General features: G+C 67.9%; 12 protein-coding genes. 4 read left to right on the top strand and 8 right to left on the bottom strand.

The annotated features are described in order from the left end of the window. Positions 1-60: 60 nt before the first annotated feature. Positions 61-1,623 (bottom strand): serine hydrolase, encoded by a 1,563-nt coding sequence (locus PEM_RS04670; RefSeq protein ID WP_065177449.1) that lies wholly within the window; start codon positions 1,621-1,623, stop codon positions 61-63. 110 nt (positions 1,624-1,733) lie between these two features. On the opposite strand from PEM_RS04670, the gene PEM_RS04665 reads away from it, so the two are divergent. After that, positions 1,734-2,177 (top strand): VOC family protein, encoded by a 444-nt coding sequence (locus tag PEM_RS04665; RefSeq protein WP_111127917.1) that lies wholly within the window; start codon positions 1,734-1,736, stop codon positions 2,175-2,177. Next, positions 2,174-3,046, top strand: a complete 873-nt coding sequence (locus PEM_RS04660; protein WP_111127919.1) for a DUF72 domain-containing protein — start codon at positions 2,174-2,176, stop codon at positions 3,044-3,046. Before PEM_RS04665 ends, PEM_RS04660 begins: the two co-directional genes overlap by 4 nt. Here PEM_RS04660 and PEM_RS04655 read toward each other — a convergent pair. Then, positions 2,967-3,581 carry a Pr6Pr family membrane protein gene (locus PEM_RS04655; protein WP_111127920.1) on the bottom strand — a complete coding sequence of 205 codons (615 nt, stop codon included), beginning with the start codon at positions 3,579-3,581 and terminating at the stop codon, positions 2,967-2,969. The two genes, PEM_RS04660 and PEM_RS04655, sit on opposite strands and share 80 nt — an antisense overlap. Before the next feature lie 79 nt (positions 3,582-3,660). On the opposite strand from PEM_RS04655, the gene PEM_RS04650 reads away from it, so the two are divergent. Next, positions 3,661-4,608: a DMT family transporter gene (locus PEM_RS04650; RefSeq protein WP_061479504.1), complete on the top strand. Its 948-nt coding sequence runs from the start codon at positions 3,661-3,663 to the stop codon at positions 4,606-4,608. A 30-nt stretch (positions 4,609-4,638) separates the two neighbouring features. Here the strand turns inward: PEM_RS04650 and PEM_RS04645 are convergent, their stop codons facing one another. The 6 genes from PEM_RS04645 to PEM_RS04620 all read right to left on the bottom strand — a co-directional run bounded on the left by PEM_RS04645 (position 4,639) and on the right by PEM_RS04620 (position 14,249). Further along, positions 4,639-5,799: an AAA family ATPase gene (locus PEM_RS04645; RefSeq protein WP_111127922.1), complete on the bottom strand. Its 1,161-nt coding sequence runs from the start codon at positions 5,797-5,799 to the stop codon at positions 4,639-4,641. A gap of 118 nt (positions 5,800-5,917) precedes the next feature. Then, the gene (locus tag PEM_RS04640) at positions 5,918-6,988 is read right to left on the bottom strand and encodes a sensor domain-containing diguanylate cyclase (RefSeq protein ID WP_005415818.1); all 1,071 of its coding nucleotides are present in this window, start codon (positions 6,986-6,988) and stop codon (positions 5,918-5,920) included. Between the two features lie 133 nt (positions 6,989-7,121). Continuing rightward, positions 7,122-7,844 (bottom strand): pseudouridine synthase, encoded by a 723-nt coding sequence (locus PEM_RS04635; RefSeq protein WP_005408708.1) that lies wholly within the window; start codon positions 7,842-7,844, stop codon positions 7,122-7,124. 34 nt (positions 7,845-7,878) lie between these two features. After that, positions 7,879-9,543, bottom strand: a complete 1,665-nt coding sequence (locus tag PEM_RS04630; protein ID WP_111127923.1) for a diguanylate cyclase — start codon at positions 9,541-9,543, stop codon at positions 7,879-7,881. 108 nt (positions 9,544-9,651) lie between these two features. Further along, complete coding sequence (locus PEM_RS04625) at positions 9,652-12,075, bottom strand: EAL domain-containing protein (RefSeq protein ID WP_111127925.1); 2,424 nt, start codon at positions 12,073-12,075, stop codon at positions 9,652-9,654. Between the two features lie 218 nt (positions 12,076-12,293). Then, entirely contained in the window at positions 12,294-14,249 is a 1,956-nt protein-coding gene (locus tag PEM_RS04620) for a DEAD/DEAH box helicase (RefSeq protein ID WP_111127926.1), read from the bottom strand. A gap of 268 nt (positions 14,250-14,517) precedes the next feature. Here PEM_RS04620 and PEM_RS04615 point away from each other — a divergent pair, with 268 nt between their 5' ends. Beyond that, on the top strand, positions 14,518-14,739 hold the full coding sequence (locus PEM_RS04615; protein ID WP_014036469.1) for an RNA-binding S4 domain-containing protein: 222 nt from the start codon (positions 14,518-14,520) through the stop codon (positions 14,737-14,739). Positions 14,740-14,742 lie beyond the last annotated feature (3 nt).

Below are 14,742 nucleotides of genomic sequence, written 5' to 3'. Positions count from 1 at the left end.
CGGCAACCTCGCGACGTTTCCAGGGATCATGAGGTTGCCGGCCAGCGGCCGGCACGACCCTCATTCTTTGACCGGGGTGAACAGCAGGTCCTGGAAATCGAAACTGAAATCGGTCAGGTCGGAAATCGGCTGCATGCGCACCTCGCGCACCTTGCCATCCGGGTCCAGGCTGAAGTTCACGAACGCATCGGCGTTGAGCGAACGGTCGTCCCAGCGCACGATGAAGGTGTCGTGCTGCCAGTGCTCCAGCCGCCCGCTCAGCTGCGCGGTCTTCGCAAAGCGCAGGCGCAGGCCCTTGCCTTCGGCGCTGATCTGCATGTCGCCATACCAGCGGTCACGGAAGCTGCCGGTGTAGCCGGCCAGCGCCAGCGATGGCCTGCTGCCCTTGTCGCGTGCGCTCTGGTGCTTGGCCCAGGCCTCGTCGGCCTTGTCCTGGCCCTTGGCCACGGCCTTGGCATAGGCATCCACCCAATCGTGCTTTTCTCCGCCCAGGTAAGCGTCAAGCACGCTCAGGGTGATCGCATTGAACGCCGCGCCCACTTCCTGGTTGGTCAGCACCACCACGCCCAGCTTCTCGCCGGGCACCAGGGTCAACCGCGAGACCATGCCCGGCCAGCCACCGGTGTGCCAGACCAGCTTCTGCCCGCGGTAGTCGCTCAGGCTCCAGCCTTCGCCATAGCCGGCGAAATTGGCCCGCGCCGGTGCCAGCTCCGGCACGCTCGGCGCCGGGATCGACTGCGGGGTGATCATCCGCCACATCTGCTGCTGGCTCTTTTCACTGAACAGCACCGTGCCATCGGCGAGCTTGCCTCCGGCCAGCTGCACCTGCATCCAGCGCGCCATGTCGTGCGCGCTGGAATAGATGCCACCGGCGCCGGCATTGTTCGACCAGGTCAGCGGTGCAACGGTGCGCAGGTCCTTGAAATCGTACTTGGCGTGGCCGACCGCCGCCTTGTCACCTGGCTTCAGGTGGTCGGCGTTGTAGCGCGTGCCGGCCATCCCCACCTTGTCGAAGATGCGCGTCTGCAGGAACTGCTGGTAGCTCATGCCGGACACGCGCTCGATCACCTGTTGGGCGACCGCGTACAGGATGTTGTCGTAGGCATAGCTCTCGCGGAAGCCGCCCTTCAGCGGCACCCTGCCCAGTCGCTCCACCACTTCGGCGTTGCTGTAGGAGGTGGCCGGCCAGAACAGCAGGTCACCGGCGCCCAGGCTCAGCCCGCTGCGATGCGACAGCAGGTCGCGGATTGTCATCTGCCCGGTCACGAACGGATCGGACATGCGGAACGACGGCAGGTGATCGATCACCTTGTCATCCATCTTCAGCTTGCCGTCCTCGGCCAGCAGGTTCAGCGAGGTGGCGGTGAACGCCTTGGTATTGGAAGCGATGGCAAACAGGGTGTCGGCCTGCACCGGTTCCGGCTTGCCCTGCTCGCGCACGCCCCAGCCACGTTCCAGCACCACCTGGCCATCCTTGACTACGGCCACGGCGATGCCGGGCACGTCGAACTGCGTGCGCACGCGCTCGACGGTCGCATCCAGGTCCTGCAGCTGCTGCGGGGTCGCCGCATTGGCCATGGTCGTGCACGCCAGCAGCACGGCTCCTCCGATCCAGGTTTTCATCCAGCACCATCTCCGAACAGGGGTAGCGGCCATGTGCAGGCCGTCACCGGGGTTTCGCAGGATGGTAACGGTCGTCGATGCACCCTGCCCCGTGCCATAGGAGGGGTGTCATGGGCGGGAACGGCCAACCAAGCAACGGCTCCACCATCATTCCGTGCCTGCGCTACCGCGACGCGCTGGCCGCCATCGACTGGCTGCAGCGGGCCTTCGGCTTCCATGCCCAGGCCGTGTATGCCGATGGCGATACGGTTTTCCATGCCCAGCTCACCTTCGGCAACGGCATGATCATGCTCGGCTCGGCCAACAACCAGAGCGCGTGGAGCGAACACGCGGTCCTGCCCGGAGAAGTCGGCGGCCGCCAGACCCAGAGCGCCTGCGTGATCGTCACCGATGTCGATGCGCACTATGCGCGGGCCAAGGCGGCTGGAGCGCGCATCGTCATCGACATTGCCGACCAGGACTACGGTGGCCGCGGCTACGCCTGTGCCGATCCTGAAGGCTACCTGTGGTGGTTCGGCAGCTACGACCCCTGGCGCGGGGACCACAGCCAGTGACCGCTGCCGGCCGGATGGCGATCCGCTGCGGTATCGGCGGCTGGGTGTTTCCCGAGTGGCGCGGCGGCATGTTCTATCCGGTGGGACTGCCGCAGCGCGAGGAACTGGCCCATGCCAGCCGCGCCCTGCGCTGCATCGAGATCAACGGCACCTTCTACCGCACGCCGACTGCGGCCCAGTGCGCGCAGTGGGCCGCGCAGACGCCGGAAGGCTTCCGTTTCTCGATGAAGGCGCCACGCTACCTGGTGCAGCGCCGCGACCTGGCCAGCACCGTGGAAGCGGCCACGCCATTCCTGCAGACGGCACTTGCGCTCGGTGACCGGCTCGGCCCGCTGCTGTGGCAGTTCGATCCGCACCATCCGGCCGACGCCGATGCATTGGAAGCGCTGATGGCGCAGCTGCCGAAGCAGCTCGAGGGCGTGCCGTTGCAGCACGCTCTGGAAGTGCGCAACGCCAAGGCACATGGACCGGCTCTGGTCGCCGCCGCGCGCCGCCACGGCGTGGCGCTGGTGATCGAGGACAGCGACGAGGCGCTATTGCATGGCGATGTCAGTGCGGGCTTCGTCTACGCGCGGATCAAGCGCAGCCAGGCCCGCTTGAACGAGGGCCTGCCTGCGTCCGTCCAGCAGCGCTGGGCTGAACGCGCACGACGCTGGTCACGCGGCGAGCCGGTGGACGACCTGCCCTGCCTGGCCGGGCCCGCCCCGGAGACCCCGCGCGAGGTCTACCTGCTGTGCATCGGTGCCGGCAAGGCCCGCAACCCGGCCGCAGCGATGGCCCTGCAGCGCCTCATCGACGGCGCCAGCGGTCCAGCCCCCACAGCAGGGTCCAGCCCACCACGAAGACGCCCGCAACGCGCAGCACGTTGAGCAGAAAGGCCGCCAGGCCCAGGCGTTGCAGTTCGAGGAATGGATACGGCGCCTGTCCGGTCATTGCAGCGACCAGCATCGCCCAGCCAAGGTAGACCAGCGGTACCAGCAGCACGCCGCCCAGCGCGCGCCAGCGCAGCGCCCCATGCGGCAGCAGCCACCACCACCCCAGCAGGTACAGCACCGGCACAGCGTAGTGCAGGCCGGCATCGACCCACCATTGCAGCCCGGTGGGCTGCCACAGCCCCTGCAACGCCAGCATGTAGATGCACGCGGTCACCCCGATGCACAACGCGATCACCGCGGCGACAGTCGTGTCCAGCACACCCGCACGGATCAGCCTGACGCATCCCAGGCACACCGCCAGGTTGCTGAGAATCGTGAAGTAACCAACGAAGCGCAGTGTCGCCATGCCGACCCCGGCAGCCGCCCCGGGGCCGCGTAGCAGCAACAGGTATTGCAGCAGCAACGCGGTGGCGGCCGCCAGTGCAGTCAGTGCTGCCCATGCACGCAGGGCGGAGCGGTTGGCAGCCATTGCAGGGTTCCCCTGAGGAGTTTCCGCGAGCATGCCACAGGCGTCGCCGGCGACCGTACGATTGCCTCACAATAGGCCGATGAGCACACCCGACACCCGCAAAGCGCTGTGGCAGATCCATTTCTGTGTCCTGCTGTGGGGCATCACGGCCATCCTCGGCAAGCTGATCACCCTGCCCGCACTGCCGCTGGTGTGGTGGCGCATGCTGCTGGTGACGGCGATGCTGGCCCTGCTGCCGCGGGTCTGGCGCGGGTTGCGCACCCTGCCCCTGCGGCTGGTGGCAGGCTACGCCGGCATCGGCGCGCTGGTCGCCCTTCACTGGCTGACGTTCTACGGCGCGGTGAAGCTGGCCAATGCCTCGGTGGCTGCCACCTGCATCGCACTGGCACCGGTGTTCACCTCGATCATCGAGCCGTGGGTGGCCAAGCGGCCGTTCCAGCTGCGTGAGCTGGCGTTTGGCCTGGCGGTGCTGCCGGGTGTTGCGCTGGTGGTCGGTGGCGTGCCCGATGGCATGCGCCTGGGTGTGTTGATCGGCGCGATCTCGGCGCTGCTGGTGGCGGTGTTCGGTTCGCTCAACAAGCGCATGGTCAGCCATGCCGATCCGCTCACGGTCACCGCGCTGGAGCTGGGTGCCGGCACCCTCACCCTGACCCTGCTGGCGCCGCTGATGCCCTATCTGCTGCCGGCGCTGGCCAGCCCGCTGTGGGTGGTCCCGAATCTGCACGACGGGATCCTGCTGCTGGTGCTGGCCGGGTTCTGCACGCTGCTGCCGTTCGCCCTGGCCCTGGTCGCACTGCGCCACCTGAGCGCCTACACGGTGCAGCTGGTGACCAACCTGGAGCCGGTCTATGCGGTGGTACTGGCGGTGGTGCTGCTGCGCGAGCAGCACGAAGTCACCCCGTGGTTCTACCTGGGCGTGGCGATCATCGTCGGCGCGGTGTTCCTGCATCCGCTGCTGAACCGCCGCAAGCCGGTGCAGCATCCGGAAATCCTTGGCACGGCCGAAGCGCGCAACATCGCCGATTGAGTGCCTCCACGCATGGCGTGGATGGCCGCATCAACGCTGCGGCCAATGCCAGGCCGGCGCATCCAGCAGGCCCTGCCCGCTCAACAGCGTGCGGCCCTGGTCCTTGTACAGATGCAGCGAATGGCACCCTGGCGCCTGTTCCAACGCCGCGATCAGCCGGCTGGCGTGCGACACCACCCATACCTGGCTGCGCGCACTGGCTGCGATGATGAGCCGCGCCAGCGCCGGCAGCAGGTCCGGGTGCAGGCTGGTCTCCGGTTCGTTGAGCACCATCAACGGCGGTGGGCGTGGCGTGTGCAGCGCCGCCGCCAGCAGCAGGAAGCGCAGCGTGCCGTCGGAGAGCTCGGCCATCGACAATGGCCGCAGCAACCCGGGTTGGTGGAAGCGCAGCGCCAGGCGTCCATCCAGCGCCTCGAAATCGACCGTAGCGCCCGGGAACGCGTCGTCGACGCTGCGTGCCAACGCAACCGGGTCGCCGATCTCGACGATGGTCACCCAGGCCGCCGCCAGGTCCCGGCCATCGTGATGCAGCACCGGCGTGCGCGTGGCCATCGCCGGTTGCCGCGCCGGGGCATCGCCATCGCTGCGGAAATGGTCATAGAAGCGCCAGCAACGGATGTACTCACGCAAGGTGATCGTTTCGGGCATGCGCTGCGGATCGCCGACCTGGGTGAACAGGCTGTCGAACAGCGACAACCGGTCATCCACCAGATCCCAACCGCGCGCATGGCGCTGCCGCACCATCGCCCCGCGACGATCGACCAGCAGGTTGGCGCTGCGCAGGAACGGCCCGGCCCAGATCGCCTCGGCCTTGATCTGCGGATCCAGCGCAAACGGCGAACGGCTGGGCGGCGGATAGCCCAGGTCGATGGCATAGCCGAATTCGTCGGTGGTGAAGCCCAGCTTCAGCCCCACCGATTCTTGGCGTGGGCCGCCCTGCAAGGGGATTTCGCCGGCAGCAACCCGACGGTCTATTTTTTCCGGGCCCGCCCACAGCGCCGAGCCCAGCCCACCTTCGCGGGCCAGCACTGCCGCGACGCCGCCCTGCGCGGTCTCGGCCAGCAGGCGCAGCGCGCGGTACAGGCTGGACTTGCCACTGCCATTGTCGCCGGTTACCACATTCAACTGCTGCAGCGGCAATACCAACCCGTGCAACGAGCGATAGTGGGCGATGGCCAGGGTCTGCAGCATGGTCGGCGTCCGGGGAAGACAGAGCGTCATGCTGCCCGCTCTTGATCGCAGGCGCTGCGACGCGATGTGAATCGGGAAGAGCATCCACGCATGGCGTGGATCTACCGGGCGGGGCGCTTCAGCCCGCTACTTCCACCCGGTTGCGGCCATTGCCCTTGGCCCGGTACAGCGCCTTGTCGGCACGTGCCAGCGTGTCGTCCACGCTTTCACCGGGCTGGTGCTGGGCGATGCCGATACTGATCGTGACCGGGAAGCCCAGTGGCAGGTCGGCCACGGCCAGGCGCAGGAACTCGCACTGAAGTTCGGCGGTGCGCAGGTCGGTTGCGGGCATCACTGCCACGAACTCCTCGCCGCCATAGCGCGCCGCCATGCCACGGCCGGCAAAGTGCGACCGCAGCAGCGCGCCCAGTTCGGCCAGCACGCGGTCGCCGGTGGCGTGGCCCTGGAAGTCGTTGATGTGCTTGAAATGATCGATGTCCAGCAGCGCGACGCAGGCCTCAGCGGGCTGCTCCCCGGTCATCGCCACGGCCTCGTCCAGCGCCGCTGCCATCGCGCGGCGGTTCGGCAGGCCGGTCAGCGCATCGGTGCGGCTCTGCTCGGCCAGGTCGGCGTTCTGCGCCAGCAGCACGTCGTGGTACTCCGACAGCAGGCGCTCATAATCATCGCGTTCCAGCATGTGGTTCTGGATGTCGAGCGCGAAACGGCGCAACTCCATCACCAGCATCACCTGCCGCGACAGTGCGGCCAGCGCCTCGGCCTTGTCGCTGGCCAGGTGTTGCGGCTGTGCGTCGAACACGCACAGCGTACCCAGCGGCAAGCCGTCGGAGCTGATCAGCGGCGCGCCGGCATAGAAGCGGATGTGCGGATCGCCGACCACCACCGGATTGTCGTGGAAGCGCACATCCTGCAGCGCATCCTCGACCACCATGATCTGCTGCGGCTGCAGGATGGCGTGGCCACACATCGATTCGCTGCGCAGGTTTTCCGCCGCATCGATGCCCTGGATCGACTTGAACCATTGCCGTTCGACATCGATCAGGGTCACCGCCGCCATCGAGGTGCCGCAGACCGCCTTGGCGATCACCACCAGGTCGTCGAAGGATTTTTCTCGCTCCGAATCGAGGATGCGGTAGCGATACAGCGCCTCGAGCCGAAGGGCTTCGTTGGCGGGCTTGTCGGGCTTGATCATGCAACGTCACGTTCCGGCAGGTCACCGCGAAGTCTAGCGGATGCCGGTGAGCAATCCGCATGGCGGTGGTGCCGGCCGTTGGCCGGCATCCCGGATACATCGCGCGCCCATTGCAGCCGGCCAGCGGCCGGCACTACCAGTCCAGCTGCTTCGGCAGCAGGCCCTGCAGCTCCTGCTCGGTCAGGTTGCGCCACTGGCCCGGCTTCAGCGCACCAATCTTGATGTTGTCGATGCGCACGCGGCGCAGCTGGGTCACGCGATAGCCGAACTCGGCGGCCATCAGGCGGATCTGCCGGTTCAAGCCCTGCTGCAGGGTGATGCGGAAACCGAACTTGGCGATGCGCGAAGTCTTGCATGGCAGCGTCATCTGGTCGTGGATGCGAACACCACGCGCCATGCCGCGCAGGAACTCATCGGTGACCGGCTTGTTCACCGCCACCAGGTATTCCTTCTGGTGGCCGTTCTCGGCCCGCAGGATCTGATTGACGATGTCGCCGTTGCTGGTCATCAGGATCAGGCCTTCGGACTCCTTGTCGAGGCGGCCGATCGGGAAGATGCGCTGTTCATGCCCGACGAAGTCGACGATGTTGCCCTTGACCGACGTCTCGGTCGTGCAGGTGACGCCGACCGGCTTGTTCAGCGCGATGTAGACGTGGCGGCGGGCGCCGGGCTTGCGGGCCACGCGCGCGCGCAGCGGCTGGCCGTCCACCAGCACCTGGTCTTCCTCGCCCACCACCGCGCCGGTGCCGGCCGGATGGCCGTTGACGGTGACCCGGCGGGCGGCGATCAGGCGATCGGCCTCGCGGCGGGAGCAGAAGCCGGTGTCGGCGATGTGTTTGTTGAGTCGGGTGGTCATCGCCCTATTATCCGGCATCGCCGCCCGCCGCGCTTCATGCCAGGCCGGGTGGATCGAGTTCTTCGCCGTCGAACACCCGGTTGCGGCCGGCACGCTTGGCCACGTACATGGCATGGTCGGCCCGGCGCAGCAGCGCGGCGAGATCGTCCTCGCCCGGCCGCCACTGCGCCAGGCCGATGCTGGCGGTGACCTCCAGGCCGGGCACCTGCAGCGCCCGGGCCGCCTCCGTGATGCGTTGGCGCAGGCGATCCAGGCGCGCCGACGCCGCCTCGCGGGGCATGCCCGGCATCAGCAGCAGGAACTCTTCGCCGCCCATCCGCACTACCTGGTCCTGGCTGCGTACCGCGGCACGCAATGCACGCGCCACCGCCACCAGCACCAGGTCACCCACGGCGTGGCCATGGCGGTCATTGATGTCCTTGAACAGGTCGATATCGAGGAAGCCGATCACCAGCGGGCCACGCTCGCGGTCAACCCGCTCCAGGTGGCGGGCCAACTGCTGCAGGCCGGCACGGCGGTTGGGCAGGCCAGTCAGGCCATCAGTCTCGGCCAGCTGGCGCAGTTCATCGCGCTGCTGGCGCAGGCGACCCAGCCGCTGGTTCAGTGCGTAGGCGGCCATCATCAGCAGCCAGGTCACCGCCAGCTGCAGGGCCTCCACGCGGTATTCCAGCAACCACGGCGCGCGGCAGGCGTCGGCCAGGATCAACACCAGCATCGGCGCCAGCGCCGCCAGCCCCGCCTGCGCCCAGCGGTCACCGCGCAGCCGTGCCCACACCCCGGCCATCAACGCCAGGCCGCAGCCCAGCAGATAGGACACCTGCAGGCCCTGCGCCACCCAGGCCAGGCTGTCCCATGGCAGCCAGGGCACCAGTGCAGCCAACACCAGCAATCCCCAAAGCGCCACCAGCTGGAACGGACGCGAACGCGGCAACAGGCGATCACCGCCATTCAGCCGCCACAGCGCCGGCAGCACCAAGGCCTGCGTGGCCGCAGTCAACACCAGCAGCCACCAGGCACCGCGCTCGCCCACCGGCAACCAGGGTTCCGGATAGCCGCTGAGGCCACCGAGGATGGCCTGCCAAAGCACCAGCACGGTGGTACCGGCGATGTAGACCAGGAAACTGCGGTCGCGGGTGGTGAGGAAGGCCATCAGTGCCGACAACGCCAGTGCGATCGCCACGGCGATGCAGGCCGCGCGCACCAGCAGGCGGGCGGTATCGTTCTGCTGCACGGGACTGGGCGCGCCCAGCCGAAGGGTGGGTACCCAACGCGCCTTCAACGGCGTCTGCCACGACACCAGGAATGGATCGTGACTGCCCGCTGGCGGCACTGCCACCAGCCCGATGCCTGCGCGGAAGCGTGAGTCTCGGGTACGGGCATCGTGCATGTTGCCGCAGATCTCGCGATCGCCATACTGCACGCGGACTTCGCCAGCGAACACATTGAACACGTCCAGGGCCTGCGGTTGCCCCGACCAGCCGCCTGGCGGCGCAGGCACCTGCACCTGCTGCCGGTGACCGGCCAGCATGTCCGGCGTGCATGCGCGATGTGGAGTGGGTTCATCGGTGGCTGCGCCGACCAGCAGATAATCGCGGCCGGCTTCGACGGCAGCGGCCCACAGTGGCCACGGCGTGGCCAACCACACCAGCAGCACGACCAGCACCGCCCCTGTTCCGTACTGCCACTGCCTGCCGCCCACGCCACGTCCTGTTCCTGCTTACGCCCGCGCCCACTGCGCGTCGCCCCTGGCAGGCATTATCGCAGCCGCGGCTGCAACGCATGTGTAGACCAAAGTCGCCGACGGCGTTCAACCTGCGGCAGGCGGGCCCTGCACCGCCACCAGGCGCACCGGCCGCAGGTCGGCCAGGGTCATCCGTTCCAGTGGCTGCGGTCGCTCGACCGCATAGCCCTGCAGGCCCTGCACCCCGAGCCGGGTCAGCGCGGCGGCGACTTCGGCGGTCTCTACCCATTCGGCCACCACCTCCATCTGCAGCTCGCGCCCAAGTTCACTGATCGCGCGCACGGTGGCGTGGCTGACCGGATCGGTATCCATGTCGCGCACGAAGGCCCCGTCGATCTTCAGGATGTCGGCCGGCAGCTGGCGCAGGTAGCCGAACGAGGACAGCCCGGAGCCGAAATCGTCCAGCGCCATCCGGCAGCCGCGCGCCTTCACCGCATCGATGAACGCGCGCGCCTGGCTGAGGTTGCTGATCGCTGCGGTCTCGGTGATCTCGAAGCACAGCTTGGAGGCCAGCGCGCGATTGCGCTCCAGCAGGTCGCAGACGAAGGCGAGGAAGCCGGGTTCGGCGATCGACTGCGCCGACACGTTGACGTTGCACAGTCCCAGCTGCCGCACATGCGCCGGGCACACCTGCAGGTGCCGGAACAGCAAGCCGAGCACGTGCCGGTCCAGCGCCACGGCCATGCCATAGCGCTCCACCGCCGGCATGAACTGGCCCGGCAGGTGCAGGCTGCCATCGCTGCCGCGCATGCGTACCAGCACCTCGTAGTGCAGGTAGGTGGGATCGCCGACGCGGGCGATGCGCTGCGCATACAGCACCATGCGGTTCTCGGCCATGGCCAGGCTGACGCCCTGCAGCCGCTCGGCTTCCCGGCGCCGTTCCTCCAACGCCATGCGGTTCTCGTTGAAGCAGTGCACGCGGTTGCGCCCGGCCTGCTTGGCCGCATAGCAGGCACTGTCGGCGGCGCTCATCAACCAGTTCACATCCGGTGCATCGGCGCTGACCTCGACCACGCCGATGCTGCAGCTCAACTGCGGGCTGCCCTCGCTCACCGGGAACGTCGCCTGCCCCAGATTGCGGATCACCCGCTGCAGCACGCGCTTGGCCTCGTCCTGCCCGGCATGGGCGAGGAACACCGCGAACTCGTCCGCACCCAGCCGGCCCACCCAGTCACCATCGCGCACCGCCGCCACCAGGTAATCGGCGAAGCTGCGCAGCATCTGGTCGCCGGCGGCATGGCCGAAGCTGTCATTGACCAGCTTGAAATGGTCCAGGTTGATGTAGCACAGCGCGTGCGTACCACCTTCGCTGCGCACCTGCAGCAGCGCGCGTTCCAGCAGGCGCTCGATCTCGCGCCGGTTGATCAGGCCGGTCAGCGGGTCATGGCTGGCGTGGTGCTCGATCTCGCGCGCCAGTGCATGGTTCTGGCTGACGTCTTCGATGATCGCGAACACCGACAGGCCACCGCCGGCGCTGCGCACACCGGTGCCGCTCCAGCGGCCCCAGACCAGGCTGCCATCACGACGGCGGAAGCGCAGTTCGCTCGGCCGCAGCTGGCGGTCCCAATCGATGCGCCCCACCCCGTCAATGACCAGCTCGCCGTCCATCAGCAGGTCAGCCAGCGACAGCTGCAGCAGCACGTCGCGGCGATGATCGAGGATGTCGGCCATCGCCTGGTTGGCCTCGATCACCTTGCCTTCGGTATCGAGCTTGAGCATGCCGACGTTGGCCTGGTAGAACGCTGCGCGGAAGCGGCTCTCGTGTTCGGTCAGGTCCTTGCCGACGCGGCGCGCCAGGGCCACCGCCATCAGGCTGATCGCCAGCACCGACAGGCCCGCGACCATCAACGTGGCCAGCCTCACCAGCGTCGCCATCCGCAGCAGCGCCTGCGAGAACGCCTGGCTCTGCACCTTCATCCGGCGGTCGAGATCACGCAGTTGCTGCAGGTACTGGTCACGCGTGGCTGTCAGTAAGGGGCCACCCTCGTGCCGCCGCTGCAACTCATCGACCAGGCGCTGCAGCGCCATCAGGTCCCCGTCGGTCTGCCGCCATAACGCGGTCGCTTCGCGGAAGGCACCGATATCGCGCGCGTAGCGGAACGAAAACACCAGGCGCGGAATGTCGGCGTGCGCGTTGCCCCCCTGCAGGAAGCCCTGCCGGGCCTTCTCTTCGTCAGGCTCCGCCTGTTCCAGCGCCAAGCGCGCCTGCAGATCGCCCAACGGCACCTGCAGGGCCTGGCGTGCATCGTCCAGGTCCTGGGCATCACCGCGCGCCAGGTAGCGACTGAGCGCGGCGGTCGCATCCTGCTGACCGCGCGACCAGTATCCCTGGCCGGCGATCCAGGCGGTGGAGGCCGCCTGCAGTTCCTGGATCAACGCCGACAGTGCGACCAGTCCGATCGCCATGCCGGTCAACAACGCAAATCGCAGTCCCAGCCCCCGGGTCATCGGCACCCGCCGGCTCTGTTGGTCCGTGCCACTCCTACCCATCCCGGATCCCCCCGAATGTGCTGCGGTGACAACCTCCTTTGGAACCGGACCAGCCTATGACCGGCAATGTGTTGACCGTGCGAAAAAGGGGACGGAGGGGATTAAGTCGTATATGGCAGGCCATGCGCTTATGCCGAAAACGACTTAATCCCCTCCGTCCCCTTTTCCTGTACGCCGGCCCGTGGGTCGGCGTTGCTCTGGACGGCTGTGGGTGCGGCTTAGAAGCTGCGCGGGCCGCGCGGCTTGAAGCCATCACGACGTGGCGGGCGGCTGTCGCGGTCACCGCCGCGGTCGCCCCCATGGCCACCCGGACCACCCGGACCACCCGGACCACCACGACGCGGGCCACCGGGGCCGCCCGGACCACGCTTGTCGAAGCGCGGCTTGAACGGACGCGGGGCCGGGTTGATCTCTTCACCGGCCGCCAGCGGTCGCATCTGCAGCTGCTGGCCGGACACCCACACCTTCTGCAGGTGCGACAGCACGTCCGGCGGCATCTGTGCCGGCAGGTCCAGCAGCGAGAAGTCGTCGTGGATGTCGATGCGGCCGATGAAACGGCTTTCCAGGCCGGCTTCGTTGGCGATGGCGCCGACGATGTTGGCCGGCTTCACGCCGTGCTGGTGGCCGACCGAAATGCGGTAGGTCTCCATGCCCTGCTCCGGCGCACCACGCGGCGGAACCTCGCGGCGCGGACGCGGCTCGAAACCACCTTCGGCGTCGTCGCGACGCGGGCCACGCTCGAAGCGCGGACCCCGCTCGTTGCGGTCGAAGCGATCGCCACGCTCCGGGCGGTCACCACGGTCGAAGCGCTCGCGCGGCGCGCGCTCTTCACGCGGGGCACGCACCGGCGGCTGCAGCAGGAACGGGGTATCGCCCTGCAGCATCCGGGCCAGCGCGGCGGCGATCTCGATGGCCGGCACGTTCTGCTCGTTCTCGAAGCGCTCCAGCAGCTGGCGGTAGAAGTCCAGGCCGCCGGCGCCGAGCGTTTCGGTGATGCGCGAGGTGAACTTGTTGATGCGGGTGTCGTTGACCGCTTCCACGCTCGGCAGCTGCATCTCTTCGATCGGCTGGCGGGTGGCGCGCTCGATCTGGCGCAGCATGCCCTTCTCGCGCGGGGTGGCGAACAGGATCGCCTCGCCGCTGCGGCCGGCACGGCCGGTACGGCCGATGCGGTGCACGTAGCTCTCGGTGTCGTACGGGATGTCGTAGTTCAGCACGTGGCTGATGCGCTCCACGTCCAGGCCGCGGGCGGCCACGTCGGTGGCGACCAGGATGTCCAGCTTGCCTTCCTTCAGCATGGCAATGGTGCGCTCGCGCTGGGCCTGCTGCATGTCACCGTTGATGGCGGCAGCGGCCAGGCCACGCGCCTGCAGCTTGCTGGCCAGTTCTTCGGTGCCGGCCTTGGTGCGCGCGAAGATGATCATCGCGTCGAACGGCTCGACTTCCAGGATGCGGGTCAGCGCGTCCAGCTTGTGCATGCCGCTCACCCACCAGTAGCGCTGGCGGATGTTGGCCGAGGTGGTGGTCTTGGCCGCGATGGTCACTTCCACCGGGTCCTGCAGGTAGGTCTGCGCGATGCGGCGGATCTGCGGCGGCATGGTGGCCGAGAACAGGGCCACCTGGCGCTGCTCCGGCAGCTTCTTCAGCACCGCTTCGACATCGTCGATGAAGCCCATGCGCAGCATTTCATCGGCTTCGTCCAGCACCAGGGTCTTCAGCTCGGACAGGTCCAGGGTGCTGCGGTCCAGGTGATCGATCACGCGGCCGGGAGTACCGACCACGATGTGCACGCCACGGCGCAGGGCCGACAGCTGCTGGCCGTACGGCTGGCCGCCGTACACCGGCAGCACGCGGAAGCCCGGGATCTTCGACGAATAGGACTGGAATGCCTCGGCAACCTGGATGGCCAGCTCGCGGGTCGGCGCCAGGATCAGGGCCTGGGGCTTGATCTGCTGCAGGTCGATGTTGGACAGTACCGGCAGTGCGAACGCAGCGGTCTTGCCGGTACCAGTTTGGGCCTGGCCCAGCACGTCGCGGCCTTCCAGCATCGCCGGGATGGTGGCGGCCTGGATCGGCGACGGGGTTTCGTAGCCGATGGCGGTGACCGCCTGCATCACGGGCTCGGACAGGCCGAGCTGCGCGAACTGCAGCGGCGCTTGGGAATCTTGGGACATGGGGAACTCCGAAGGCACTGCCGTCTTCCTGGCAGTGCGATAAAAAGGGTGATGGTCCGCGCTTTGGGCGCCCTTCTTATCGCGTGCCCTGGCGCTGCTCGGTCGGAGGAGATTTCACTCGCTCAGAGCGGAATGATACCGCATTGATCCTGAACGAGGCGTACAGCTTTCCATGCGCGTGCCGTCGTGCCCCGTGCTGGCGCACAATACGCGCCCTCTCCCCGGCCCGGCCGCTGGCCTGCGCCCTCTTTCCAGGACCCCTCGCTCCATGCAGATTCTCGAATTCGACCTCGACGGCGACTACGTCGAACTCAAGCAGCTGTTGAAGCTGGCCGACCTGGTCACCAGCGGCGGCGAGGCCAAGATGGTCATCAGCGAGGGCCAGGTGCGGGTCGACGGCGAAGTCGAACTACGCAAGGCCTGCAAAATCCGCGCAGGCCAGGTGGTCGAGTTCGCCGACAGCCAGATCCGCGTGCTGGCCGCTGGCTGATCC

Origin of the sequence: Stenotrophomonas sp. Pemsol (genome assembly GCF_003586545.1) — a bacterium.
Classification (GTDB): Bacteria; Pseudomonadota; Gammaproteobacteria; order Xanthomonadales; family Xanthomonadaceae; genus Stenotrophomonas; species Stenotrophomonas sepilia.
This window is presented reverse-complemented; position numbering and strand designations above follow the sequence as displayed.